This is a genomic window from Kribbella aluminosa (assembly GCF_017876295.1).
In the GTDB taxonomy this organism is placed as follows: Bacteria; Actinomycetota; Actinomycetes; order Propionibacteriales; family Kribbellaceae; genus Kribbella; species Kribbella aluminosa.
The window spans coordinates 3,507,521-3,533,315 of the sequence record NZ_JAGINT010000002.1 but is presented as its reverse complement, the minus strand read 5'-3'; the positions used below and the strand labels follow the sequence as shown (position 1 = coordinate 3,533,315).

Annotated in this window: 24 protein-coding genes and 1 riboswitch; of the genes, 10 read left to right on the top strand and 14 right to left on the bottom strand. The window is 69.0% G+C overall.

What is annotated here, in order from left to right:
• Positions 1 to 32: 32 nt before the first annotated feature.
• Positions 33 to 1,076, bottom strand: a complete 1,044-nt coding sequence (locus JOF29_RS38035) for a PHP domain-containing protein (protein WP_209699162.1) — start codon at positions 1,074 to 1,076, stop codon at positions 33 to 35.
• Between the two features lie 304 nt (positions 1,077 to 1,380).
• Between JOF29_RS38035 and JOF29_RS38030 the strand changes: the two genes are divergently transcribed.
• The 6 genes from JOF29_RS38030 to JOF29_RS38005 all read left to right on the top strand — a co-directional run bounded on the left by JOF29_RS38030 (position 1,381) and on the right by JOF29_RS38005 (position 7,959).
• Positions 1,381 to 2,535 (top strand): PucR family transcriptional regulator, encoded by a 1,155-nt coding sequence (locus JOF29_RS38030; RefSeq protein WP_209700220.1) that lies wholly within the window; start codon positions 1,381 to 1,383, stop codon positions 2,533 to 2,535.
• Between the two features lie 79 nt (positions 2,536 to 2,614).
• Positions 2,615 to 3,808: an acyltransferase domain-containing protein gene (locus JOF29_RS38025; RefSeq protein ID WP_209699161.1), complete on the top strand. Its 1,194-nt coding sequence runs from the start codon at positions 2,615 to 2,617 to the stop codon at positions 3,806 to 3,808.
• Positions 3,805 to 4,794, top strand: a complete 990-nt coding sequence (locus JOF29_RS38020; RefSeq protein ID WP_209699160.1) for a beta-ketoacyl-ACP synthase III — start codon at positions 3,805 to 3,807, stop codon at positions 4,792 to 4,794. The genes JOF29_RS38025 and JOF29_RS38020 overlap by 4 nt, the downstream gene beginning before the upstream one ends.
• Before the next feature lie 109 nt (positions 4,795 to 4,903).
• Positions 4,904 to 5,152, top strand: coding sequence for an acyl carrier protein (locus tag JOF29_RS38015; protein WP_130380551.1), 249 nt, complete (start codon positions 4,904 to 4,906; stop codon positions 5,150 to 5,152).
• A 133-nt stretch (positions 5,153 to 5,285) separates the two neighbouring features.
• Positions 5,286 to 6,521, top strand: coding sequence for a beta-ketoacyl-ACP synthase II (fabF, locus tag JOF29_RS38010; RefSeq protein WP_209699159.1), 1,236 nt, complete (start codon positions 5,286 to 5,288; stop codon positions 6,519 to 6,521).
• Positions 6,522 to 6,525: 4 nt separating this feature from the next.
• Positions 6,526 to 7,959 (top strand): carboxyl transferase domain-containing protein, encoded by a 1,434-nt coding sequence (locus JOF29_RS38005; RefSeq protein ID WP_209699158.1) that lies wholly within the window; start codon positions 6,526 to 6,528, stop codon positions 7,957 to 7,959.
• 277 nt (positions 7,960 to 8,236) lie between these two features.
• On the opposite strand, the gene JOF29_RS38000 is transcribed toward JOF29_RS38005, so the two are convergent.
• From JOF29_RS38000 to JOF29_RS37985, 4 genes are all read right to left on the bottom strand, one after another.
• The gene (locus tag JOF29_RS38000; protein ID WP_209699157.1) at positions 8,237 to 8,734 is read right to left on the bottom strand and encodes a DUF3145 domain-containing protein; all 498 of its coding nucleotides are present in this window, start codon (positions 8,732 to 8,734) and stop codon (positions 8,237 to 8,239) included.
• A 312-nt stretch (positions 8,735 to 9,046) separates the two neighbouring features.
• Complete coding sequence (locus tag JOF29_RS37995; protein ID WP_209699156.1) at positions 9,047 to 10,000, bottom strand: VWA domain-containing protein; 954 nt, start codon at positions 9,998 to 10,000, stop codon at positions 9,047 to 9,049.
• Positions 10,000 to 10,992, bottom strand: a complete 993-nt coding sequence (locus JOF29_RS37990; protein ID WP_245359838.1) for a DUF58 domain-containing protein — start codon at positions 10,990 to 10,992, stop codon at positions 10,000 to 10,002. Before JOF29_RS37990 ends, JOF29_RS37995 begins: the two co-directional genes overlap by 1 nt.
• Positions 10,993 to 11,008: 16 nt before the next feature.
• The gene (locus JOF29_RS37985) at positions 11,009 to 12,043 is read right to left on the bottom strand and encodes an AAA family ATPase (protein ID WP_209699155.1); all 1,035 of its coding nucleotides are present in this window, start codon (positions 12,041 to 12,043) and stop codon (positions 11,009 to 11,011) included.
• Positions 12,044 to 12,267: 224 nt separating this feature from the next.
• Here JOF29_RS37985 and JOF29_RS37980 point away from each other — a divergent pair, with 224 nt between their 5' ends.
• Positions 12,268 to 13,107, top strand: coding sequence for a hypothetical protein (locus JOF29_RS37980; RefSeq protein WP_209699154.1), 840 nt, complete (start codon positions 12,268 to 12,270; stop codon positions 13,105 to 13,107).
• A gap of 99 nt (positions 13,108 to 13,206) precedes the next feature.
• Here the strand turns inward: JOF29_RS37980 and JOF29_RS37975 are convergent, their stop codons facing one another.
• From JOF29_RS37975 to JOF29_RS37940, 8 genes are all read right to left on the bottom strand, one after another.
• The gene (locus JOF29_RS37975; RefSeq protein ID WP_209699153.1) at positions 13,207 to 13,452 is read right to left on the bottom strand and encodes a CBU_0592 family membrane protein; all 246 of its coding nucleotides are present in this window, start codon (positions 13,450 to 13,452) and stop codon (positions 13,207 to 13,209) included.
• A 25-nt stretch (positions 13,453 to 13,477) separates the two neighbouring features.
• Positions 13,478 to 13,543, bottom strand: a riboswitch (guanidine-III (ykkC-III) riboswitch).
• Between the two features lie 10 nt (positions 13,544 to 13,553).
• Positions 13,554 to 14,621, bottom strand: a complete 1,068-nt coding sequence (locus tag JOF29_RS37970; protein WP_209699152.1) for an aldo/keto reductase — start codon at positions 14,619 to 14,621, stop codon at positions 13,554 to 13,556.
• 97 nt (positions 14,622 to 14,718) lie between these two features.
• Positions 14,719 to 17,175 (bottom strand): LamG-like jellyroll fold domain-containing protein, encoded by a 2,457-nt coding sequence (locus tag JOF29_RS37965; RefSeq protein ID WP_209699151.1) that lies wholly within the window; start codon positions 17,173 to 17,175, stop codon positions 14,719 to 14,721.
• Positions 17,176 to 17,285: 110 nt separating this feature from the next.
• Positions 17,286 to 18,386 carry a lactonase family protein gene (locus JOF29_RS37960; RefSeq protein ID WP_245359836.1) on the bottom strand — a complete coding sequence of 367 codons (1,101 nt, stop codon included), beginning with the start codon at positions 18,384 to 18,386 and terminating at the stop codon, positions 17,286 to 17,288.
• On the bottom strand, positions 18,383 to 19,957 hold the full coding sequence (locus JOF29_RS37955; protein WP_209699150.1) for an alpha/beta fold hydrolase: 1,575 nt from the start codon (positions 19,955 to 19,957) through the stop codon (positions 18,383 to 18,385). The genes JOF29_RS37960 and JOF29_RS37955 overlap by 4 nt, the downstream gene beginning before the upstream one ends.
• 58 nt (positions 19,958 to 20,015) lie before the next feature.
• Positions 20,016 to 20,945 carry an oxidoreductase gene (locus JOF29_RS37950; protein WP_209699149.1) on the bottom strand — a complete coding sequence of 310 codons (930 nt, stop codon included), beginning with the start codon at positions 20,943 to 20,945 and terminating at the stop codon, positions 20,016 to 20,018.
• A 40-nt stretch (positions 20,946 to 20,985) separates the two neighbouring features.
• The gene (locus JOF29_RS37945) at positions 20,986 to 22,437 is read right to left on the bottom strand and encodes a M4 family metallopeptidase (RefSeq protein WP_209699148.1); all 1,452 of its coding nucleotides are present in this window, start codon (positions 22,435 to 22,437) and stop codon (positions 20,986 to 20,988) included.
• A 124-nt stretch (positions 22,438 to 22,561) separates the two neighbouring features.
• On the bottom strand, positions 22,562 to 22,993 hold the full coding sequence (locus JOF29_RS37940) for an Lrp/AsnC family transcriptional regulator (RefSeq protein WP_209699147.1): 432 nt from the start codon (positions 22,991 to 22,993) through the stop codon (positions 22,562 to 22,564).
• A 107-nt stretch (positions 22,994 to 23,100) separates the two neighbouring features.
• Between JOF29_RS37940 and JOF29_RS37935 the strand changes: the two genes are divergently transcribed.
• The 3 genes from JOF29_RS37935 to JOF29_RS37925 all read left to right on the top strand — a co-directional run bounded on the left by JOF29_RS37935 (position 23,101) and on the right by JOF29_RS37925 (position 25,157).
• Positions 23,101 to 23,667 (top strand): RBBP9/YdeN family alpha/beta hydrolase, encoded by a 567-nt coding sequence (locus JOF29_RS37935; protein ID WP_209699146.1) that lies wholly within the window; start codon positions 23,101 to 23,103, stop codon positions 23,665 to 23,667.
• Between the two features lie 282 nt (positions 23,668 to 23,949).
• The gene (locus JOF29_RS37930; protein WP_209695549.1) at positions 23,950 to 24,261 is read left to right on the top strand and encodes a transposase; all 312 of its coding nucleotides are present in this window, start codon (positions 23,950 to 23,952) and stop codon (positions 24,259 to 24,261) included.
• Complete coding sequence (locus JOF29_RS37925) at positions 24,258 to 25,157, top strand: IS3 family transposase (RefSeq protein ID WP_209695550.1); 900 nt, start codon at positions 24,258 to 24,260, stop codon at positions 25,155 to 25,157. The genes JOF29_RS37930 and JOF29_RS37925 overlap by 4 nt, the downstream gene beginning before the upstream one ends.
• 141 nt (positions 25,158 to 25,298) lie before the next feature.
• Here JOF29_RS37925 and JOF29_RS37920 read toward each other — a convergent pair whose 3' ends face one another.
• A complete protein-coding gene (locus JOF29_RS37920) occupies positions 25,299 to 25,529 on the bottom strand; it encodes a hypothetical protein (RefSeq protein WP_209699145.1) in 231 nt (76 codons plus the stop codon).
• Positions 25,530 to 25,795: the final 266 nt, after the last annotated feature.

Below are 25,795 nucleotides of genomic sequence, written 5' to 3'. Positions count from 1 at the left end.
GCTGTGCTTTCTGATGAGCCCGCTTCGCTCGCTCATGACGCCGTCCATTCCTGCAGCAACTGCTGGTCCCACGTGTTGATGACGCGCTCCGGCGTGACGTCGCAGTCCTCGGCGCGTTCGCAGCCGTAGGCCTGCCAGTCGAGCTGCCCGGGCGCGTGCGCGTCGGTGTCGATCGAGAACAGGCAGCCCGTCTCGACCGCCAGCGACAGCAGGCGTTTCGGCGGGTCCAGGCGTTCGGGGCGGGAGTTGATCTCCACCGCGGTCCCGAACTGGCGGCAGGCCTCGAACACCACCTCGGCGTCGAACTCCGACTCCGGCCGGGTACCGCGGGCACCGGTGATCAGCCGGCCGGTGCAGTGCCCGAGGACGTCGACGTGCGGGTTCGCGATCGCCCGGACCATCCGCTCGGTCATCGGCTCGGACGCCATCCGGAGCTTCGAGTGCACACTCGCCACCACGACGTCCAGCCGGGCCAGGATCTCGGAGTCGCAGTCCAGCGTGCCGTCCTCGTTGATGTCGACCTCGATGCCGTTCAGGATCGTGAACCCGTCCAGCTCGTCCTGCAGCTTTTTGTTGAGCTCGGCAACGACCTCGAGCTGCTGCAGCCGGCGTTCGCGGGACAGTCCGTTGGCGACGGTGAGCCGCGGCGAGTGGTCGGTGAGCGCGATGTACGAATGCCCGAGGCGGTGCGCCGTTCGCGCCATCTCCTCGATCGGGCTGCCGCCGTCGGACCACTCCGAGTGCAGGTGCAGGTCGGCCTTCAGCGCGGACCGCATCCGCTTGCCCGCGGTGGTCAGCTCACCCGCCGCATCCTCCAGCTTCACCAGGTACTCCGGCGTCGCGCCGTCCATCGCCTCGACGATCACGGCCTCGGTCTTCGGGCCGATCCCGGGCAGCTCGGTCAGCGTCCCGGCCCGGCGCCGCGCCCGTACCTCGGTCGGCGGCAGCGCCGCGATCGTGTCCGCGGCCCGCCGGTACGCCTTCACCCGGTGCGTCGGCTGCCGGTCCCGCTCGAGGTAGTACCCGATCGCCCGCAACGCCGCCACCGCGTCGGCGACACCCGCTCTGTCGGTCATCGCTCCATCATGGCAGGGGGTTGCCCCCTCAACTGGAGGGCTGCCCCCTCGGATTATCAGTAGGCAACCCTCCACCTGAAGGGATGCCCCCTGAACTGGAGGGTTCGCGCCGGGCGCCGGGGCTCGGGTTCGCGGCGGCCGGCGGGGACGGGCTCAGGTTTGCGCCGGGCGCCGGGGCTCGGGTCTGGGATGGGGGGGTGGGGGGCGGGGTTAGGGTCTGAGCGTGGTGGAGTGGGCGGTGGAGGCGCATCTGGCGCGGGCGGATCGGTTGCAGGCGGCGACCGGGGCGCTGGCCACCGCTGCGATGGCGGCGATGGAGGCGAAGCTGCCGTGGTTCGGCAAGCTGTCGGCGCAGGACCGGTCCTGGATCGGGCTGGTCGCGCAGTCCGGGATCTCGGCGTTCGTCGACTGGTTCCGGGATCCTGAGGCGCACTCGTCGATGCCGACCCGGATCTTCGGGTCCGCGCCGCGCGAGTTCACCAGGGTGATCTCGCTGCACCAGACCGTCGACCTGGTCCGGACCACGATCGAGACCATCGAGAACACGATCGGCACGCTGCTCCCGCCGGCCGACGTACCGATCGTGAACGAGGCGATCCAGCGGTACGCCCGCGAGGTCGCATTCGCCGCCGCCACCGTGTACGCGCAGGCCGCCGAGATGCGGGGCGCCTGGGACGCCCGGCTGGAGGCGCTGCTCGTCGACTCGGTGATCCGCGGCGAGACCGACGAGTCGGTCCGCTCCCGCGCCTCCGCCCTCGGCTGGACGGGCGGCGCCGGTACGGCGGGCTCTGCTGTACCGGGAGGGGCCGAGGTTGCCGTAGTGGTCGGACGCGCGCCCGCCGAGACTTCCCCGCCCGCGAACGGCAGCTCGAACGTGGTGGACATGGTCCGGCACGCGGCCCGCGAGGCGGGTGCTGACGCGCTGTGTGCGGTGCAGGGCGACCGGCTGGTGGTGGTACTCGGCGGTACGAGCGAACCTGTGGAGATCGTACAAAAGCTCGCCCGCTGGTTCGGACCTGGGCCGATCGTCGTCGGGCCGGTCGTGAAGGACCTGATGGCGGCCGTCACCTCGGCCCGCGCCGCGGTCGCCGGACTCCGCGCGGTCGCCGCCTGGCCGGGTGCGCCACGGCCCGTGTACGCCGACGAGCTGCTCCCGGAACGGTCACTCTCCGGAGACGGCCACGCCCGCCGGCAGCTCGCGAACGAGGTCTACGCGCCGCTCACCGCAGGCGACGGGGCGCTCCTCGACACCGTCTCGGCGTACCTGGACTCCGGCGGGTCGATCGAGGCGACGGCCCGGGCGCTGTTCGTCCACGCCAACACCGTCCGGTACCGGCTGAAGCGTGTGGCGGACCTCACGGGCTACAACCCGCTGAATCCCCGCGACAGTTTCACACTACGTGTCGCACTGACGTTGGGCCGCCTGCTCAATCCGGAGGCGGGTAGCTCCACTTTGTAGGATCTCTACAAAAGCGGGCCGGTAGAATTCGTGCTCGCCGTGCGGCTCCGAGTGGGCCTGGCTGAGGGAGAGTTGTCTCGTGCTCGTCATCGTCGCGCCCGGTCAGGGTGCCCAGACCCCAGGATTCCTCGAGCCGTGGCTGGCGGATCCCGTGTTCGAGAGCCGGCTGCACTGGCTCTCCGCCGTAGCCGGTCTCGACCTCGCCCACTACGGCACCGAAGCCGACGCGGACACGATCCGGGACACCGCGATCGCGCAGCCACTGCTGGTCGCCTCCGGCATGCTGGCCGCGCTGGCGGTGTTCCCGCACCCGGGCGACGCGTTCGCCAAGGTCGGTGCGGTCGCCGGGCACAGCGTCGGTGAGCTCGCCGCCGCGGCCGGTACCGGCGTACTGACCGCCGAGCAGGCGATGGTCCTGGTCCGTGAGCGCGGCAAGGCGATGGCCGCCGCGGCCGCGCTGACCCCGACCTCGATGACCGCGGTGCTCGGCGGCGACCGGGACGAGGTTCTGGCCAAGCTCGCCGAGCACGGCCTGACTCCGGCGAACGACAACGGCCCCGGCCAGATCGTTGCCGCCGGCACCGTCGACGAGCTGGCCGCGCTGGCCGCGGACCCGCCGGCGAAGGCGCGGCTGATCCCGCTGTCGGTGGCCGGCGCCTTCCACACCAGGCACATGGAGCCCGCCGTCCAGACGCTGGCGAAGTACGCGACCGCGGTCAGCACCCACGACCCGCGGACCCGCCTGATCTCGAACCGGGACGGTCACGTCGTGCACGACGGCCGGGACGTCCTGCAGCGGCTGGTCACCCAGGTGAACGCGCCGGTCCGCTGGGACCTGTGCATGCAGACCATGTCCGACCTCGAGGTCACCGGGATCCTCGAGCTGCCCCCGGCGGGCACGCTGACCGGGATCGCCCGGCGCGCCCTCAAGGGTGTCGAGACGTTCGCGCTGAAGACGCCGGACCAGCTCGACGACGCCCGCGCGTTCGTCGAGAAGCACGGCAGCCCGTCCGAGATCGACGCCTCCCCCACCTGGCGGCTGCTGGTCGCCCCGATCAAGGGCACCTTCACCCGGGACGTCGCCGTACGGCGGGAAACCGGGGAGACCGTCGAGGCCGGTGAGGTCGTGGCGAAGGTCGCGAGCCTGCGCGACGAGGTCGAGGTGACCGCCCCGCACGGCGGCATCGTGGTCGAGTGGCTCGCCGAGGAAGGCGACCCGGTCGCCCCCGGCCAGCCCCTGCTCCGGCTCCACCCCGCCGGGAACCCCTCGTGATCACCGTGTCGACCGGCGCGCAGTACGCCGGCATCCTCGGGATCGGGTCGTACCGGCCGCGGCGGGTTGTGCCGAACGCCGAGATCCTGGAGCAGATCGACTCCAGTGACGAGTGGATCCAGACCCGTTCCGGGATCAAGGAACGCCGTTGGGCGAGTGACGACGAGACCGTACTGACGATGGCGGTGAGCGCGGCCAAGGACGCGCTCGCGGAGTCCGGTGTCGACCCGGCCGACATCGGTTGCGTGATCGTCGCGACCGTCACGCACCTGTACCAGACGCCGGCGATCGCGACCCAGGTCGCCGTCGGCGTGGGCGCACCGACCGCGGCCGCGTTCGACATCTCCGCCGCGTGTGCGGGCTTCTGCTACGGCGTCGCGATGGCGAACGACCTGGTCCGCGGCGGCAGCGCGAAGTACGTGCTGGCGATCGGCGTCGAGCGGCTCAGCGACATCACCGACCGGACGGACCGCAGTACGGCGTTCATCTTCGCCGACGGCGCCGGCGCCGCGGTCGTCGGACCGGCCGACGAGCCGGGAATCGGGCCGGTGGTGTGGGGCTCGGACGGGACCCAGCACCAGGTGATCAGCCAGAAGGAGTCCTGGCAGGAGGTGTTCGGCAGCTACAACTGGCCGCACCTGACGATGGACGGCAACCCGGTGTTCCGCTGGGCGTCGTTCGAGATGGCCAAGACCGCGCAGCAGGCGCTCGACGTGGCCGGCGTGAAGGCCGAGCAGCTGGACCTGTTCGTGCCGCACCAGGCGAACATGCGGATCACCGACGCGATGCGCCGGGTGCTCAAACTGCCCGAGCACGTCAAGGTCGCGCGCGACATCGAGCGCCAGGGCAACACGTCCGCGGCGTCGATCCCGCTCGCGATCACCGCGATGCGCGAGAACGGCGAGGCCAAGAGCGGCGACCTAGCGCTGATCATCGGATTCGGGGCGGGCCTTGTCTACGCCGCCCAGGTGATCCGGCTTCCGTAGCTTCTCAATTGAACTGAGTCATAGTTGTCCGGAGCGGCTCAGGTGGCCGCACCGGCAGTAGCCAGCGAAGCTGGTTCTAGTCAGCAGAAATCTGAAAGGGAATCAAGAGATGGCCAGCACCGAAGAGATCCGTTCCAGCCTCGCCGAGATCGTGAACGAGATCGCCGGCATCCCGGTCGAGGACGTCCAGCTGGACAAGTCCTTCACCGACGACCTCGACGTCGACTCGCTCTCCATGGTGGAGGTCGTGGTGGCCGCCGAGGAGAAGTTCGACGTGAAGATCCCCGACGACGAGGTCAAGAACCTCAAGACCGTCGGTGACGCCGTCGCGTTCATCGAGCGCGCCCAGAACGGCTGACGTACGCCGTCACCCGTGCTGGCCAGGGTGCTCATCGGGCAGCCCCCGATGAGCACCACGCAGTACTTGCAAGACCCGCAGGACCACCCCTCGCTCCCAACCGCAGAACGTCGATGTGAAGGATGAGGTAACCATGTCGAAGACCCGAGTCGTCATCACTGGGCTCGGAGCCACGACCCCGCTCGGAGGCGACGTGGCCAGCTCCTGGGAAGGGCTGCTGGCCGGGCGCTCCGGCGCCCGGCGGCTGACCGACGACTGGGTGCAGAACCTGGCGGTGCAGATCGCCGCACCGGCCGCGGTCGAGCCGACCGACGTCCTCGAGCGGGTCAAGGCCCGCCGCCTCGACCGTACGGCGCAGCTCGCCGTCGTCGCCGCCCGCCAGGCCTGGGCCGACTCCGGCCTGGAGGACTCCGGGCTGGACAAGGAGCGGCTCGGTGTCGCGGTCGCCTCCGGGATCGGCGGCCTGCACACCACGCTCTCGAACTACGACGCCCTGCAGCAGAACCCGCGCCGGGTGTCGCCGCTGGCGATCCCGATGCTGATGCCGAACTCGTCGGCGGCGTACGTGTCGCTGGAGCTCGGCGCGAAGGCCGGCGTGCACACTCCGGTCTCGGCCTGCGCGTCCGGCAACGAGGCGATCTGGCTCGGCCTCGACCAGATCCGGCTCGGCCGCGCGGACGTGGTGGTCGCCGGCGGCTCCGAGGGCGCGATCATGGCGCTGCCGCTGGCCGCGTTCGGGATGATGCAGGCGCTCAGCAGGCGCAACGACGAGCCGGAGAAGGCGTCCCGTCCGTGGGACGTGGACCGGGACGGGTTCCTGCTCGGTGAAGGCGCCGGGATCCTGATCCTGGAGTCGTACGAGCACGCGAAGGCACGCGGCGCGAAGATCTACGCCGAGCTCGCCGGTGCGGGTATCTCCGCCGACGGGCACGACATCGCACAGCCCGACCCGACCGGTTCCGGCGCGCGCCGGGCGATGGAGCGGGCGCTGTCCGAGGGCGACCTGACCCCGGCCGACATCGTGCACATCAACGCGCACGCCACCTCGACGCCGCAGGGTGACATCGCGGAGTCGCTGGCGATCCGGCAGGCGCTCGGCAAGCACGCCGACCACGCGGTCGCCACCGCGCCGAAGTCGATGATCGGGCACCTGCTCGGCGGCGCCGGCGCGGTCGAGTCGGTCGCCACCGTGCTCGCCCTGTACCACCGGGTGTCGCCGCCGACCATCAACGTCGACAAGCTCGACGACCAGATCGAGCTGGACGTCGCGACCGAACAGCGCAAGCTGCCGGACGGCGACATCGCCGCGCTGAACAACTCGTTCGGCTTCGGCGGCCACAACGCCGCCATCGCCTTCAAGTCGATCTAGCACCATGACTGTCGCGCCGTCGAAACCAGCCAGACTCCCCCGTGAGCTGGATCCGCGGAATCCGGTGACCCGACTGACGAATCTGGTCGATCCGGGGACTCTCGAGCTGATCACCCCCGACAACCTGTCGGGGATGGTCGCGGCTCGTGGGCGGATCGCCGGGGCAGCGGTGGTCGCGTTCTGCTCGGACGCCACCGTGATGGGCGGCGCGATGGGTGACGAAGGATGTGATGTCGTCGTCAAGGCGTACGAGGTCGCACGCGCGGAGCAGGTGCCGATCATCGGGCTCTGGCACTCCGGCGGCGCCCGGCTCGCCGAGGGGGTGCTGAGCCTGCACGCGGTCGGCAAGATCTTCTACGCGATGACGCAGGCGTCCGGGAAGATCCCGCAGCTGTCCGTCGTGCTCGGTCCGGCCGCGGGCGGAGCGGCGTACGGACCGGCGCTCACCGACATCGTGATCCTCGGGCCCGAGGGCCGGATCTTCGTCACCGGGCCGGACGTGGTCCGTTCGGTGACCGGCGAGGACGTCGACATGCTCCGGCTCGGCGGCCCCGAACCGCACGGCCGGCGCTCCGGTGTCGTGCACATCACCACCGATTCCGAGGCCGACGCGCTCGAACAGGCCCGGCGGCTGACCGACCTGCTCGCGAACCAGGGCTCGATGTCCACGGACATCCCGGACACCGACCTGTCCGGATTCCTGCCGGAGTCGGCGAAACGCGCGTACGACGTGCACCCGCTGGTCGGCGGCGTACTCGACTCGGACGCTGGGCCGTCAGGAGTCGAGCTGCACCAGCGCTGGGCGCCGAACATCGTCACCACGCTCGGCCGGCTCGGCGGCCGGACGGTCGGCGTGATCGCGAACAACCCGCTCCGGCTCGGCGGCTGCCTCGACGCGCTGTCGGCCGAGAAGGCGTCCCGGTTCGTCCGGATGTGCGACGCGTTCGGCGTACCGCTGGTGGTCCTGGTCGACGTACCCGGGTATCTGCCCGGCGTCGGGCAGGAGTGGGACGGCGTCGTACGGCGCGGCGCGAAGCTGCTGCACGCGTTCGCGGAGGCCGTCGTACCGCGGGTGACGCTGGTGACCCGGAAGACGTACGGCGGGGCGTACATCGCGATGAACGCGCGGTCGCTGGGCGCCACCCGGGTGTTCGCGTGGCCGCGCGCCGAGGTGGCCGTGATGGGTGCGGTCGCCGCGGTCCGGGTGCTGCACCGGCGCAAGCTCGCCGAAGTGGATCCGGAGCTCCGCCCACAGGTCGAGGCCGAGCTCGCCGCCGAACACGAGAAGATTGCCGGCGGCATCGACCGCGCCCGCGAGATCGGCGTCGTCGACGAGGTCGTGGAGCCGGCTCGCACTCGTACGGCGCTGGCGACCGCCCTGGCGAAGGCCGAGGCGAACGGCCCGGTTCGCGGTGCCCACGGCAACATTCCGCTCTGAGACAGCCTGCTGCGCGGAACAGCTTCCTGTCCTGAACAGTTTCCTGTCCTGAACAGTTTCCTGTCCTGAACAGTTTGAAGGGCGCGAACCCTGAGGTTCGCGCCCTTCACGTGGTGCGGCCGCTGTTGTTTCCAACCACCGGGGGTGTCCCGACACCCGGCGGCCCAGCGGCCACGGCCCCTCCCACCCTTGTGCAACGTCTGATGCTCAGTCTCATCGAAAAGTTCGGCGAAGTCTTCGTACTTCACGGCTTTCTTCAGAAGTTCTCAGCAACTCCTTAGACCACCTGATGCAGCCAGCGGACGGGCGCGCCGTCGCCGGCGTACCGGAACGGTTCGAGCTCGTCGTCCCAGGGGCGGCCGAGCAGCCGCTCGACCTCCTCGGTCAGGTCGGCCTCGCCGGCGGCCGCCTTCAGCATCGCGGCCTTCAGCCGCTCCTCCGGGACCATGATGTCGCCGTGCACACCGGTGGTCGCGTGGAAGACGCCGAGCTCGGGCGTGAACGAGTACCGCTCGCCCTCGGCGCCGTTGCTCGGCTCCTCGGTGACCTCGAACCGCAGCTTCTGCCAGCCGCGCAGGGCGGATGCCAGCTTGGCCGCGGTACCGGCCTCGGCCTGCCAGGACAGCTCGGCCCGGTACGTGCCCTGGGCCGCTGGTTGCGGCGTCCAATCCAGTTTGACGGGCACGCCAAGGATGCCGCCCGCGGCCCACTCAACATGCGGGCACAACGCTGACGGCACCGTGTGGACGTACAGAACGCCACGAGTCGTCGCCACCAGGACCTCCTGTGCTCGAGGGGCGCCTTCCCCAGCGTTCTCGAAGCAGCTCGTCGATCTCGGCGGTACCAGTCTCTCAGTGCTCAGTTTCTTTGGGCATCACAGGACAACCCGCGAAACTCTGGACCATCTTGCACCACCACCCCCGCGAACACCAGCAACCTCGCCGTGTCAACCACATCACCATCGTGTCGCAATCTCAGCCGACCCGCCCCGGCAGCGCCGCGACACCTGCTCGAACGGTACGGCGGCCACGGCCTTGGCGGTTCCGAGAGATCCATGCCGTCGAGCGTAGCCTGTCTACATATTGGCTTACGGGAAGCGGGAGGCGAGGGCGATGCAGGCACCGGCGGCGGCCAGCGTGAAGAGCATCGCGATACCGGCGTACCGGGCGGTGACCTCCTTGTCGACCTCGTCGTACCCGACCGAGGAGCCGATGTTCTTGTAGACGTCCTTGAGCTCGCCGGCGGACTCCGCGGTGTACGCCTGGCCGCCGCTGATCTCGGCGATGCTGCGCAGCTCCGCGCGGTCCGGTGGGACCCGCTGCCGGATGCCGTCCATCTCGATGAACCCGGAGTCGGTGCCGAAGCAGATCGTGTACACCGGGGTGTTCTTCGCCTTCGCCGCCTGCGCGCCCTCCTGGGCGGTCCGGCCCACGGTGCGCTTGCCGTCCGACAGCATCACGATCCGGGCCGGGGCCGGGTCGTTCGGGTGCGCGGGATCCGGCGGCACCTGGGTGAGCGCCTGCAGCGAGGTGAAGATGCCCTCACCGGTCGCGGTCGACTCGGCCAGCTCGAGCCCGTCGATCGAGCGGTCGATGGTGGACCGGTCGGTGGTCGGCGGCACGATGATCGACGCCGTACCGGCGAAGTTCACCAGCGCCACGTTGAACTTCGGCGGCAGGTTGTGGATGAATTCCTTCGCCGACTCCTTCGCCGCCTGCAGCCGGTTCGGATCGATGTCGGTGGCCATCATCGACAGCGAGACGTCGATCGCGACCACGATCGTGGCCCGTTCGCGCGGCACCTTGACCTTGGTCTTCGGCTGCGCGAACGCCAGGATGCAGCTCAGCGCGGCCAGCAGCGCCAGCCCGACGGCCAGGTGCCGCCGCCACTGCGGGCGCCGCGGCGCGACCCGGTCGAGCAGCGCGATGTTGGTGAAGCGCAGCGCGTACTGCGAGCGGCGGTGCTGGAGGAAGAGGTACCCCGCGAGGATCAGCGGGATCAGGATCAGCAACCACAGTCTGGCCGGAGACAGGAACTCCATCAGCGAGCCACTCCCTTCGGCGGTTGGTGCAGGCGGGGCGCCGCGTGCCGGTAAGCAAGCACGAACCGCACGGTGTCCGCGACCCAGTCCCGGTCGGTCCGCAGTACCAGATGTCCCGCACCCACCCTACGGAGGGCGGCGCGGGTTCGTTCCCGCTGTGCGAGAGCCGCGACCTCGAACGCTTCCCGGATCTTGCGCCGCCGGGTGTCGATCTCGCGGACCTCACCGGTCTCCGGGTCACCGATCGTGACGACGCCGATGTTCGGCAGCTCGAGCTCGCGCGGGTCGACGATCTCGACCGCCAGCACCTGGTGCTGGGCCGTCAGCTTGCGCATCGCCCGCTCCCAGGACGGCTCGACCTGGCTGGCCACCTCGCCGTCCTGCGGGGTCAGGAAGTCCGACACGATCACCCGCAGCCCGCGCTTGCGCTGCGTCCGCGCCATCGACTCCAGCGCCGCGGCCAGGTCGCTGCGGTGCGCCTCCTCGTCACCGCTGAACTGCTCGGCGAGCAGCGCCCGGAGCAGCCCGTACAGCGCCAGCCGCCCGGAGCGGGCCGGCCAGCGGCGGAGCGCCGAGTCACGCAGCATCAGGCCGCCGAACCGGTCCCCGAGCCGGTGGGTCAGGAACCCGACGGTGGCGACCGCGGCGACGGCGAGCTCGCGCTTCTCGAGGTGCGACGTACCGAAGTCCATCGAGGCGGACAGGTCGACCAGTGCCCAGGTCTCCAGCTCACGGTCGGCGATCAGGTCCCGGACGTGCGGGATCGTGGTCCGCGCGGTGACCGCCCAGTCCATCCGGCGGACGTCGTCACCGACCTGGTACTCGCGGGCCTCGGCCAGCTCCGTACCCGGACCGGGCAGCAGCCCGAGGTGCTCGCCGTGCAGGTAGCCCTCCAGCCGCCGTACGACGGTCAGCTCCAGCCGCCGCAGCGCACGCTCGGGAGCGAGCTGCGAGATCGTCATCGCAGCCCGTGGATCGGGTCGTTTGGGCATCAGTGCTCCCGGGGCACTACACGAACTCCGGACGGCCGGTGCCGTCGTTGCCGTCGCGCCAGACCGGCTGCGGCGGCGGGACGGTGGCCAGGATCCGCTCGATCACGGCCCGCGGGTCGATGTTGTCCGCGACCGCGTCGAAGGTGAGGCCGAGCCGGTGACCCATCACGTCCAGCGCGACGGTCTGGACGTCGCTCGGCAGCAGGTAGTCCCGGCCGTGGATCAGCGCCAGCCCGCGGCCGGCCGCGATCAGGCCGAGGGTCGCGCGCGGGCTGACGCCGAGCTCGATGATCGGCTCCAGGTCCGGCAGGTGGAAGTCGGTCGGCGTCCGGGTCGCCATCACCAGGCGAACGGCGTACTCCGCGACCAGGTTGTGCACGAACACCTGCTCCGCGGACCGCTGCAGCTCGAGGATCGTCTCCGGCTTCAGCACCTGCCGCGGCTCCGGCGGGTCGACGCTCATCCGGCGGAGGATCTCGAACTCCTCGTGGCCGCGCGGGTGCGGTACGTCGATCTTCACCAGGAACCGGTCGCGCTGCGCCTCCGGCAGCGGGTAGACGCCCTCGGACTCGATCGGGTTCTGGGTGGCGATCACGATGAACGGCTTCGGCATCGGGAAGGTCTGGCCGCCGATCGACACCTGCCGCTCGGCCATCAGCTCCAGCATCGCCGACTGCACCTTGGCCGGCGCGCGGTTGACCTCGTCGGCGAGCACGAAGTTCACGAACGTCGGGCCGAGCTCGATGTCGAAGGTCTCCCGGGTCTGGCGGTAGATCCGGGTACCGACGATGTCGGACGGGACCAGGTCCGGGGTGAACTGGATCCGCGCGAACGAGCCGCCGACGACGCTGGCGAACGTCCGGACGGCGAGGGTCTTGGCGACACCCGGCACACCCTCGAGCAGGCAGTGACCCTTGGCCAGCAGCGACACCATCAGGGTCTCGACCATGTGCTCCTGGCCCACGATCACCCGCTTGACCTCACCGATGGCCTCACCGATCAGCCGGGACTGCTGGGCCACCGTTCCCGCCGGCACCGTGGTTTCGGTCATGCCTGTCCTTCCGGGGCCCGCGCGCGAGCCTTGTCATTCCCCACTTCGCAACACCGGCCATTCCATCAGATCACCGGGGCCAGGCGGCCGAGGGCCCACCGAGTCCGCTCCCATCCTGCCGTGTACGGCCAAATCCCGCCTCTCCACCCGCCCCGGCCCCGCCCTCGCGGCGCGCTGGGTGGGCGCGGCGACAGTGCTACCAGGGATGTGGTGGGATTGGGGTGATGACCGCGACCGAATCCCAGACCGCTGTGCAGCCTGACGACCGGCCTGCGCTGGAGATTCCGGACGCCCTGCCGCTGCAGCCGGAGGACCCGCCGCGGGTCGGCGAGTTCTGGCTCCGCGGGCGGCTCGGGGCGAACGCGGCCGGATTCCTGTACACCGCCGCCACCGAGGACGGCCGGGACGCGATCGTCGCGATGATGACCGAGGGTTCGGCCGACGACGCGGCCGCCCGCGAGCGGTTCGTCCACGCCGTCGACGAACTGCCGGCGGACGCGGTGCTCGCGCACAACGACTCCGACGACGACGATCTCGCGCTCTGGGCGGCGTTCGGGCCGATCCGCGCCGACGACGGGTCCAGCGCAGCGTCCGACGAGCGGCTGCTCGCCGAGCGCCGCGGCGAGGAAGTACTGTCCGCGGTCCTGATGGACCGGATCCCGCAGCCCGGGAAGCTCCGCGGCCCGGACTTCCGGCACTACTGGGAGAACCGGCGGCGCCCGGGCCTGTTCCGGATCTGGCCGCTGCCGTGGCCGAACGCGCTGCGCCCGGCGTCGCGCTGGGCGCTGGCGTTCGCGCTGCTGACGATGGCGCTCATCATGGTGCTCGCGGTGTTCCTGGCGTGGCTGCTGTTCCGGCACGCCGCGCCGCTGGAGCCGGAACCCGTCATCCCGACCCCCAGCAGCACGACTACGGTCACCGTCACGCCGACCACGCCGCCGCCCGGCACCGGCTCCCCCACGCGTACCACGGGGACCCCGTCGGTGACGCCTAGCACCGGTATCCCGACAGTGGCGCCGACCGGGTCGCCCGACACCGCGACCACCCCAGGGTCGAAGCTTTAGTGTCCTGTGAGCGATGCAGCTTGAACGATAGCGCTGGGCAAGTGCCGCGAGGTGCGTGCCTGGGCGCCGATAGCGTCAAGTTACATCGCTCACAGGAGACTAGCTCGCGGTCTTCTTGCGGAGGTTGATCAGGCCCAGCAGGCTGATCACGGCCCAGCTGCCTTCGAGGAGCAGGAAGCCCCACGACAGCTGGACAGCCGCGATCGTTGCCAGCACCCCCGATCCGAGCAGGTTCAGCAACTGGTACGTGACCGTACGCTGCTGCAGGCGTCCGGCCTGGGCAGCGGCGAAGGCGATCAGAACGGTGACCGCACCAACGATTTCGAGAACATCGACTGCATGCATGACGACGGCCCCCTCCAGTGAGGGCTGGGCGTCGTCTTGTCGGACCGGGTACGGCGCCGCTCGTCCGGAGAGCCGCTGGACCGCGGACTCCTAGGTGGTGTCTAGTCCGAGGATAGCAAGCGCGCGAGCTCCGGGTCCTGCCAGAGCCGCTCGGGGACCGGCTGCCGGACGAGGGCGGCGTCGGCGCGGATCTCCGCCGGGGACGCGGCCGTGATCAGTACGGAGGTGACCGCCGGATGCCTGCCCGGGAACGCGAGCGCGGCCTGCGGCAGCGAAACGCCGTACCGCTCGCAGACCGCGGTGATGCGACGGGCCTGAACGGTCTCGGGCTGCAGAACCAGTGCACCGGCCACGATCACGGAGACACCGCGGGCCAGGCAGCGGTCGAGGAGAGGCTTGGCTTGCTGGTCGAGCAACGAGTAGTGGCCGGTAAGCAGCACGCAGTCCACCTCCACATCCCGCACCACCTGATCAAGCTCCTCCCAGTCGCCCCCAACCACCCCAACCGCCCGCACCACCCCCTCCCGCCGCAACCTCTCAAGCACAGAAAACACCTCCCACCCCACACCCTCATCCATCCCCCACCGCTCACCACCCCGCACCCCACCTCCCAACACCCCTCCCCGAGCGCCCTGAGCCCCATCCCCCCGCACCACACCCTCCCGCACGTCCTCCGCCCCGCCTCCCCGCTTATCCCGCACCGCACCTTCCAGCGCGCCCAGCGCCCCGCCTCCCGGCGCATCCCGCACCGCACCTTCCCGCGCGCTCTGGGCCTCGTCTCCCCGCACCGCGCGGTCCTGCGCGAGCTGCTGCTCGCCGTGCCGTGCACCTTCGTGGGTGCGTGGTTGGGTGAAGACGAGGTCGATGGCGAAGCCCAGGTGTTCGCTCGTCTGCCGGATCGATTCCTCGGGGTCGTCTCCCACCACCCTGGTCGACACCAGGAACTCGCCGCGCGGCCGCCGCTGCAGCGCCGTACCGAGTCGGCGGTCGGAGTCGCCGTACGCCGGTGACGTGTCGAAGAAGCGGATGCCGGCCTGGTACGCCGCGTCGACGGTCGCGATCGCCGTCTGCTCGTCCGGCTCGCCGAGATGCGACCCGCCGAGCCCGAACCGCGGCGGCCGGAACCGGACCGTGGCCCCCGGGGCGAGCGCGCGGCTGGGTACGGCCATCGCACTCACCTCCGCTGGTCAGTTACCTCCAGGATCAGGGCTCGGCGGATTCCTCGCATCTCGAATCCAGGTCCTGACCGCTGATCCAGACGGAGCCTCAGCGCCCGGAGCGGTACAGCGCACCCACCTCCGCGTCGGTCAGAGCCCGGTCGTACAGATGGACCTGATCGACAGTCCCATCCAGGAAGTCGACCTGGTTCCCGCCGAACTTCGCCCGACCGATGACCGTGTTCCCGGTCGAACCCGAATCCAGCGAACACGCGGACTTGGTAGCGACGAGCTGCCCGTCGACGTACAACTTCAGCTCCCCCTTCACCACGTCCCGTACGCCGGTCACTTGGTACCACTGCCCCGGGTTCGGCTTGGTCGGGGCGAGCGCGCGAATACCCGGGAAGCTCATCGCGAACCGCTGGTCCTGCCCGGAGTACTGCAGGAAGAACGCGCTGTCGCGGTCGCCGTCCTGGCTGACGAACGTCTGGAACGCGCCGTCCACCTTGTTCAGCTTCACCCAGGCGCTGGCGGTGTAGTTCTTCGTGGTGTCGAGCAGTGCGGCACCGGTGTCGACGTACTGACCCGCTCCGTTGAGCGCGACCCCTTGACCGTACTTCCCTTCGGCATAGCCCGCGCCCTGTTCTAGCGTCGCATCGTTGTTGCCTATGGCATCTTTCCCGGATCCGTCGAGTGGATAGAAGTGGATGCCGTCCGCGCCCGGCGTACCGGGACCAGGATCCGGCGCACCGGTGCCGCTACCGTCAGCCTTGTCGACAATCTGCTTGTTGATTGTCCGCACTTGCGCGAAGTCCATCTTCGGCACCCGGCGGTCGTAGGTGAAGAAGCCGTTCAGCTCCCCCTCGACGTCGGTGAGCTGCGTGTAGACCGATCCACTGATGCCGCACTGCTGTGCCGATCTCAGCACGTTCGCCTGGTTCTCGACGTACTTGCGGGTGAGGGTCGCCGAGTCCGGCTCCAGCTCGTACGCCGACCCGTCGCCGAACCACATGTGATCCGCGATCTTGAGCCCGAACCCGCCGTGCTCGCCGTCCACCGCGGCCCGGCCGGCCGTCGGCATCGTCGTCGCCGGGCCGAGGTACGCGTGGTAGTCGAGGATGCTGCCGCGGCCGGAGTCACCGTGCGAGTTGCAGCAGTTCACGCCGCTGTGCGCGTCGACGAGCCGGGACGGGTCCTGCGCCGCGACCGAGTCCGCGACCTGGCCGGTCTCGGTCCGGTCCCATTCGCCCCAGCCCTCGTTGAACGGCACCCAGACCGTGATCGAGGTGAAGCTCTTGTGCTCGTCGATCATCTCGTGCAGCTCGGACATCCACTGGGTACGCCAGGGCTCGGGCATCGCGTCGGTCTTCGATGCCGGCATGTCCTGCCAGACCATCAGCCCGAGTTTGTCGGCCCAGTAGTACCAGCGGTCCGGCTCGACCTTGATGTGCTTGCGGACCGTGTTGAACCCGAGCCGCTTGTGCTGCTCGAGGTCGAAGCGCAGCGCAGCGTCGGTCGGGGCGGTGTTCAGCCCGTCCGGCCAGAACCCCTGGTCGAGGGTGGACAGGTTGAACAGGATCTTCCCGTTCAGCGCCATCCGAAGCTTGCCGTCGGCCCCTTTCTGCAGGCCGACCTGGCGCATCCCGGCGTACGAGCCGACCTGGTCGACGACCCTGCCGCGGTCGATCAGGCGGACCTTCAGGTCGTACAGGAACGGATGGTCCGGCGACCAGGTCTTCGGGTTCGGGATCTTCAGCCGGAGTTCGGTGTTCGCCTTGCCTGTCGTATTGCCGACAATCCGATTGTTGTCGTACGCCGTCACCTCGACGTCGAGGCCGGCCGGCCCGGTCGTCTCGGCTTTCACCTCGAGCGTCTGGTTCGGCAGATCCGGGGTGGTTTGCAGGCGGCTGATCGAGGCGGCGTTGACCGGCTCCATCCAGACGGTCCGCCAGATACCGGAGCTGCCCTGGTAGAAGATGCCGTGGTCGCTGACCTCGCGCTGCTTGCCGATCGGCTGGTACGTCTGGTCGGTGAGGTCCTCGGCCCAGACGATCAGCTCCTGCGGGCCTTTCGCGTGCAGCGCACTGGTCACGTCGACGTCGAAACCGTCGTACCCGCCGCGGTGCGTGGCGACCTGGACGCCGTTCACCCACACCTTGGCGTCGTAGTCGACGGCACCGAAGTGCAGCAGGAGCTGCTTGCCCTTCCAGTTGGCGGGGACGTCGAAGGTACGGCGGTACCACATCCGGTCCTCGTGCTTCTGCAGGCCGGAGAGGGCGGACTCGATCGGGTACGGGACGAGGACCTTCTCCTGGAGGGTGCGGCCGACGGGCGGCTGCTCGTTCGGCGCGGCGGCGGACCATTCCCAGAGGCCGTTGAGGTTGCGCCAGTCGGGCCGGGTCAGCTGGGGTCGCGGGTACTCCGGGAGCGCGTTCGTCGGCGAGACCTCCGCGGTCCAGGGAGTGGTGAGCGGCGGGGTGCCGACGTGCCAGTCCGGTCTGGCCTGTGCTGACGGGACGAGGACTGCTGACGCGACGAGTGCTGCTGCTGTGAGGATCTTGAGCATGGGCGGCGGTCCTTTCGGGGCGGGGCGGTGCCCCCGGTGACCTCGCTGCGCTCGGTCACGGCTCTACATGACAGCGCTCTCACCACAAAACCGCAAGGGGTCACGCATGATCAAACATTGACGCAGACTGGGGTCGGGGTGCTGAAGTCGCTCGTCCGAGTCAGCACGCCGGTGGTTCGGTCCACCGCGAACGTGGCGACGTTGTTCGACTTCTGGTTGGCGACGAACAGCAGGGAGCCGGTCGGGTCGAACGCGGCGTGCCGCGGCCAGTCGCCGCCGCAGCTCGGCGTACCGATCAGCTCGAGATCGGCGCCGGCGACGCGGAAGATCGCGATGCTGTTGTGGCCGCGGTTGGTCACGTAGACGTAGCGGCCGTCGGCAGAGGTCAGGATCTCGCCCGGGTAGTTCTGCGGACCGTTCCCCGGCGTGGTCGGTCTCGTCGAGAGCGGGGTGAGGACGCCGTCGTCGTACCCGCAGATCGTCACGGTGCTGTCGAGTTCGTCCGCGACGTAGGCGAACTTGCCGGACAGGACAAGGTGCCGCGGGCCGGCGCCGGCCTTGAGTTTCGCCTGGTGCTTGAGAGTGAGTTTCCCGGCGGCGAGCGTGTAGGTGTAGACCGAATCGGTGCCGAGGTCGACGGCGAGCACGTAGTTTCCGGCCTGCACCACCTGGTGGGCGTGCGGTTCGGATCCCTCGTGCTTGACCAGATCGGTTGGTTGCCCGAGGCTACCGTCCGGGTTGATCGGGTGGACGGCGACGTCGCCGGATCCGTAGTTCGCACTGAGCAGGTGGTCGCCGATCCTGGCGAGGTGGCAGGGGCCGGATCCCTTGGTGGGTTGACGATTGAGCACCTTCGGCGTCGCGGAGATGTCGATCGCCGTGACGGCGCCGGCGTCCTGCTCGTTCACGGCGTACAGGAAGGTCCCGTCACGGATCACGAACGACGGATCCGGTACGCCGGCGATCGTCCCGGTCGTGGAGATCTTGCCTTGGCTGTCGTACTTCGCGATGCCGAGGCCGTCGCCGTACGCGCCGAGGTACATCGTGCCGCCTGCTACCCGCGGCCGACCGTACCCGCTCGACACCTGCGGCTGGTCGGTGGGGCCTGGCTCCGTCATGTCCTCGCGGGCCGACGGCTCGCGGCGGGCGGAATGGTGGACGGGGACGAGGGCCGCGGCGACGCCGATGAGTGCTCGGCGGCTCACGGTCATGGCGCCACCGGGACGCTGATCGACGACGGATCGCCGGCCGGTGAACTGAACGTCACCGTCGACCCGATCACGCTCCGCCCGAGATACCGCGGATCCACCGTATCCACGACGAGGACGAGGTGATGCCCGGCCGGCACCTCCCAGCTCGTCGCCTCCAGTTGTACGTCGACCGCAACCGCCGTTCCGGGCGTTGCCCCGCGCAACGTATACGGCTTGTGCGACATCAACGACCCGACGCCGAGCGGGTCAACGTCGTAGAGATAGGCGAACAACGAGGTGGCCGCCGCCGACGGCCGAACAGTGACATGAACCTTCGGCGCACCGTTCACCACCGCGGCCCGATCGAACGCCGGCCCGGACCACACTCCCGCGAACGACCGATCCACCAGCGGCGTCACAACACCTGTGGGGATTGTCAACAATCCTTGCAGCGCACCGGAAACCAGCGCGACCCCGCTGTCCGCGATCGTTGGTACTCCGGCCCCGATCGCCCGACTCCACCCGGTCGCCTCCTTGCCCTGCAGCGCGCCCGCGTTCGTCAGGTACGACGTACGCTCCTGCCCGACCGCCGCCCAGCTCGAGTACCCGCGCCACACCCCGCGCTGCGACTTCAGCTGCACCGGCGCTTCCCGATCGGCTCCGTTGTCCGCGCCGGTCAGGTAGTGCCGCAGCCAGCCGGCGAGCTCGTCCCAGGTCTCGTTCGGCAACCCGACCGCTCCGGTCACCTCCGGCGTGGCGTGGTCGCCGTGCGCCAGCAGCAGCCGTTTCGGCCCGGTCAGCCTGGTGAAGAAGTCCGTGTACTGCGACGGCGGGAAGATCGAGTCCTCGAACGCGTTCGCCAGGAACACCGCAGGTTTGTTCGCATTCAGATTGTCGACCATCGTCGCCGCCGACCGCACCGGCGACAGCTGCTTCGCCTCCGCGATCGCGCCGTCGAAGTCGCCGGTGACGAACTTCGACTGCAACGACGCCATCTCCGGCCCGGGCCGCCCGGTGACGTTGCCCAGGGCAAGCAGACCGGCGACGGCCTGCAGCGCGACCGTGTCGTTCGGGTCCAGCGACCCGATCAGGTCCGCCCAGCCGCTGAGCGCACCGACCGCCTTGATCCGCGGGTCCTTCGCGGCCGCGAGCAACGCCGTACCGGCGCCGTACGAGATCCCCACCGCCGCGACGCGACCGGTGTCGGCGGGCGTGTGCTGACCGGCCCAGTCGATCACCTTGCTGACATCCGCAACGGTCGGCGGCCCGGCGATGTCGATCCCGCCGCCGGTGTCCCAGAACCCGCGACTCGAGTACGAGATCACCTGGAACCCGGCCGTCGCGAGCTTCGCCCCCTGGCCGACGTACTCCGCGTTCGGGACGCCCCAGCTCGACGGCATCACCACGAGCGGGAACGGTCCGTCCCCCTGCCCGGTCGGCGTCAGTACGACGGCACCGATCCCGATCCCGCCGGCACCGGGGATCCGCTGGTACGACGTACTGAAGCCGGGACTGGTCTGACTCGCCTCGGCGCGTGGACCGATCGTGATCAGCGTCAGGGCGACTGCGAGGGCGGCAGCAAGTCTGCGCACGAGGTACCTCCGGCATCGGGAACTACCGGAGGGTAACCACAAGTCTGCCGCTGTGTCACTACCTCGGCACGGTGAGTACCGGATCCACGCCGGTCGCCTCGACCGACCACGCCCACAACCGCTGCGCCAGCTCCGGGTCCTGCGCCGTACGCGTCGGCAGCACGACCTTCGGCGTACCGCGGTACTCGAAGAAGCCGGGGCCGACGAACGATCCCGGACGCAGGTCCGCGTACGTCGCGGCGTACAGACTCGGCCACGCACCGGCAGCAGCAGGCTGTGCGACCATCCGAGTCGCGGCGCCCCACAGCTGCGCCTGCCTCGCACGGCCGGCGAGCTCCGGCCCTGCGGCCTGCAGGTGCGTCGAGGCGTACCCGGGATGCGCTCCGACGCTCAGCAACTCGGCACCGGCCGCCCGGGCGCGACGGTCGAGCTCGAGCATGAAGAGCAGATTCGCGAGCTTCGACCGGCTGTACGCCTCCCACTTCCGGTAGCTGTCCGCCGGCCGCCGCAGGTCGTCCTGGCTGATGCCTCGCACGCTCTTGTGCATGAACGAGCTGACCGTGACAACCCGGCTGCCCTTGAGCAGCAACGGCACCAGCCTGCCGGTCAACGCGAAGTGACCGAGATGATTGGTCCCCAGTTGCAGCTCGAACCCGTCGACGGTCTGCCGGTACGGCGGCGCCATCACGCCCGCGTTGTTGATCAGCAGATCCAGCCGGTCGTACTTCGTCAGCACGTCCTCCGCGGCGCGCTGCACACTCGCCAGATCGGCCAGGTCCAGCTCGAGCACCGTCGGCGCCCGGCCGCCCTGCTGGGTCAGCCGCTCCGCTGCCTGCGCCGCCTTCTCCGGGTTGCGCGCGGCAACTATCACGTCGGCGCCGTGCCGGAGCAGTTCCAGCGCGGTCTCGTACCCGATTCCGCTGGTCGCGCCGGTCACCAGCGCCCGCCGTCCCGTGAGGTCGGGAATGTCCGCCGTACTCCAGGTCATGCGCCCACACTAGCGGTGTGGGCACACGACCTGGTCGGCATCAGAGGATCTTGCGCGCCTTGAACGCGTCGGTCACCGTCTGCGCGGCGGCCTTGCCGTACAGCAGCCGGGCAGCCTGAACGGTGTCCTGCGCGGCACCCGCGAACGAGGTATCCGGGTCGTAGAAGAAGGTCGCCTCGAGGATCAGTTTGTCCGCCTTGGTCCGGCCGAGCGACTGCTGGATGTCCCACAGCGCCCGCGACCAGATCTCGCCGTCGTCGTGGACCTCGCCGTCGATGTCGTCGACGGTCTTGGTCCCGTCCGTACGACGCAGGCAGTGCGGCTCGTCGGTCGTGTACGACGTCGCGTCCCAGTCCATCACGCACGGCAGGTTGAAGCCCTTGCTCACAGGGACCGAGTTCGTCACGGCCCAGTAGTCGCCGAAGCCCTCACCGATCGCACCGGCCTGCTCCGACTCACCGAAGCCCGGCACCACGTCGTCCTGGATCGCGTGCCCGTACTCGTGCCAGATCACCTCGGCGTCCTCGGCGTCGTCGACACCGCCCTCACCGGTGGTGATCATGTCCGTCGACGGGTCGTAGAACGAGTTGTCCCCCGCGTACGTGTCGACGCTGAAGTCCTGCGACTCGTTGTTGACGTCGGTGAACCCGAGCTTCTGGATGTACTCCTGCGTCTGGTTGATGTGGTAATACACCATCACCTGCTCGAACTTGTCGTTCGCACGCTGGTACACGAAGGTGTTGTTCTTGTTCTGCGCGACGCCGCCCTTGGCTTCCTTGATGTTGACGTACGTCCCGTTGAGCTTCCCGGAACCGTCCAGGTTGCGCAGGATCACGTTCTTCTGCGCAAGGAACAGCGCGTCCTGATTCTTGTCGTTCATGTCGGTGAGCTTCTCGTTCCGCTCACTCACCACCGGATTCGGATCGAACACCGACCCGCGCCCGTCGATGTTGTCGCTGATCACCTTCGACTCGACAACACTCCCCGTCTTCGCATCAACCAGCGACCGCGTCACCCCCTCCGTCGACCGGCTGGTCACATTCCAAACCACCCGCGCGTCCGGCCCACCAACCACCGCAAGCTGAGCGGCCCCACTGGTCGCCTCCGGCTGCCGCACCAAACTCTTTTCAGGCCCGGCAACCCGCCGCGCCCGAGCCGTCACCGAGGCATTAGCAGCCTGTGTAGCTGCCGCCGCCGCCACCTTCGCGCTGACATCGAGGTCCGCCGGCACAGCGTCCCGACCGTCCGCGACCTCGACAGCCCCGTCCTTACCGACATGCTTCGCGTAGTACCCACCCACCACCGGCAAACCCTTGAACGTCTGCTGATACCAGTAGTGCTTCCCCAGCAACGACGTCTTGGTCTTCACCAACTTCAACCCGCTAGGATCCGCCGTCGGCGCCGCCCCCGCAGCACTGGTGAACGACAACCCAAGCGAGACGGTGGCCAGCCCAGCGGTAACGGCCAGCACCACCTTGCGACGTTTCGCCATACCTATCCCTCCCACGTCCGCGTTGCGTAACGCAACCACTACGATCCGTCGAACCCTAGTTCCGCGCAGTGGCCACTGGGAAGCAGATCGTGACGGGAATCCCCCGTGGCAAGGGAAAACCTTGTCAGCCGAGAGGGATCGGCTTGGCCGGGTACTCCCGTAACACCAAAGAGGTACTCACCGGACCCAGCCGCCCGATGCTGTCGACCACCTGCTCGAGCCGGCCGGCATCTGAAGTGTGGACGTCGAGCAGGAAGCAGTCCTCACCTGTCAGCCGGTACGTCGCGACCACCTCGGGCAACGTCGCGAACAGTTCGAGCGCCTCGCGGATCCGGGCATGCGCCGTACGGACGCGCACCACCGCGTGGATGTTCAGCCCGACCCGCTCCGGATCGACCACCGCCCGGTACCCGGTGATCACACCGGACCGCTCGAGACGCTGGATCCGCGCGGACACCGCAGGCTGCGACAGCCCCACCTTCCGCCCGATGTCGGCACCACTCAGCCTGCCGTCGGTCTGTAGGATCCCCAGGATCGCCCGATCGATCGCATCCAATGACCCAGTCGTTGCCTCGCCCATCGACCTTCATTCCATCAGCTGGCGGCGCCGTACGGCGATGGCTTCCTCCATGATGTCAGGCATCTCGACCCCTTGGAGACTTCATGACCTTCATCATCATCCCCGGCCTCGACGGCTCGGACGAACACCACTGGCAGTCGGTGTGGGAGGCCTCGCTACCCGCCGTACGCATCCAGCCGACGTCCTGGTCGGCCCCCGACCTCACCGACTGGTCCAACGCGATCACCCGCGCCGCCGAGGACACCACCGGCGACATCATCTTCATCACCCACAGCCTCGGCTGCCACGCCCTCGCCCACTGGCTCACGTCGGCAGATACCGCCGCCTCGCGGAGGCCCTTGTCGGCGCGTGTCCGCGGAGCGTTCCTGGTCGCCCCTCCAGACCCACTCGCACCAACCTTCCCCGTCGACCGACTACCGACCTTCACCTCGCTACCGGCGGTCGCGCTCGGCGTTCCCGCCGTACTCGTAGCGAGCACCGACGACCCGTACTGCACCATCGACGCCGCCACCCGCCTCGCCAACTCCTGGCAGGCACCGCTCATCCCCCTCGACCACCTAGGCCACATCAACACCGAAACCAACCTCGGCCCCTGGCCCCCCGGCCACCACCTCCTAACCACCTTCCTCGCCGGCCTAGCAGTGGACTGAACTCGCCCCGGTCCTCGCCAGCGCTGGAGGCCCGGTCCCGGAGGCGCAGCTCGTTCTACACCGGACCAGACTGGAGAACTTCGACTCCGCCGAGCCCAGCGGGCTCCTGGCAAGAATCAGGCAATCCGCCGCACCGTCGTCACCACCTCGAACGCTCGGACACGGACGCCGTACGTCGCCGCCGACATCGCCCGCCTCACCGGAGGATCCAACCACCGTGGGCCTGCCCCGTTTTGACGGACATCCGAGATCAGGAGCTTGTGCTCCGGAAGGATGTTCATCATGGAGTCCATGGGCAAGAAGAAGCCGCGGCCTCGTCGTTCGTTCACTGCTGAGTTCAAGGCCGAGATCGTCGAGTTGTGCCAGCGCGGCGACCGGTCGGTGGGTCAGGTCGCGAAGGACTTCGATCTGACCGAGACCGCGGTCCGGCAGTGGCTGAACCAGGCCGAGCGTGACGCCGGTACCGGTGACGGTGGGATGACCACGAGCGAGCGAGACGAGCTCAACCAGTTACGGCGGGAGGCTCGCCGGCTGCGTGAGGATGTCGAGATCCTCAAGCGGGCCACGGCTTTCTTCGCGAAGGAGACCCGGTGAACTGTTACCCGTTCATCGAGGCGGAGAAGGCGGGCAATCACAGCGTGAAGCGGGCGTGTGAGTTGCTGCAGGTCTCCCGTTCCGCCTACTACGCCGACCGCACCAGCGGCCCCTCGTTGCGCGAGCAGCGCGACGCCGAACTGACCGGCAAGATCGTCGAGATCCACGACGACTCCCGCTACACCTACGGCTCGCCGCGGGTGCACCGCGAGCTGAGGGCCCAAGGCGAGCGGTGTTCCCGCAAACGGGTCGTCCGGCTGATGCGGGCCGCCGACCGGTACGGGCGAACCCCACGAAGATGGAAGAAGACCACCATCGCCGACCCGGCCGCAGCCACCCGCCCGGACCTGATCGGCCGCGACTTCGACATCGACCCCGACCACCCCGGTCAGCTGGATCGCCGCTGGTGCGGTGACATCACCTACATCCACACCTGGCAAGGCTGGCTCTACCTGGCCACCGTCATCGACCTCGCCTCCCGCCGGGTCGTCGGCTGGGCCGTCGCTGACCATCTGCGCACCGACCTGGTCGCCGACGCGCTCACCGACGCCGTCAACCGGCGCCGGCCCGCGGCCGACGTGGTGTTCCACTCCGATAGGGGCTGTCAGTACACCTCGGCCCAGTTCGCCAACCTGGCAAGGGATCTGTGCGTGACACTGTCGGTCGGTCGCAAGGGTCAGTGCTGGGACAACGCCGTGGCCGAGTCCTTCTTCGCCACCGTGAAGACCGAGCTGATCCACCGCCGTGCTTGGCCGACCCGCAAGGCCGCCAGCAGCGCGCTCTTCGACTACATCGAGGGCTGGTACAACACCCGCCGGCGCCATTCCACCCTCGGCTATCTCAGCCCTACACAGTACGAATCCAGCCTCACGGTCACGGCCGAGCAGGTAGCCTGACCACCTCATATCGACCCTGTCCGTCGAAACGGGTCAAGCCCACCGCCGCCCAACAGCCCCGAACCATCACGAAGCCATCAGGTGAGCGGCCCCTAACGCACAACAGCCCAACCCAAAGGGTCAGGCTGCTGTACCTCGCGCTTACGACCGCCGAATCTGCATCAGCAGAGCCGACCCCGCAGCCACGAGCGGCAAAAGCCCCGGACAGAACACCCCAACCACGGCAACCACGATCAGAACAACCTGAGCAGCCCGCCGAAGCAGACCAATCAAACTCCCCATCAACGAGGTCAACGCAACCAGATTGGCATTCCAACGCTCAACTTTCTTCTCGAAAGCAGTGCGCTTACGACGGGTGTTAGTGACAACCATGGACTCGACTCCTGGTTAAGGTGACGAATCGCCAAGAGGTTGCACCAACAACCACATGGCGAATCGATCACAAGTGAACGAAGGCACCATGTGGTACTTCTGTCTTTGCTCCAGAGGCTAGCAACTAAGCGGCTTGAGCGGCCACACCGCGGCAGCCAGTCGCTGTCGGCCGCGCATCAGGTAGGCTTCATAAGTCGGCGGAGGCGCACCAACGCCGGTGATTCCGATGAGACCGCGGCGCATCTTTGGACTCGACTCCGTGCGCC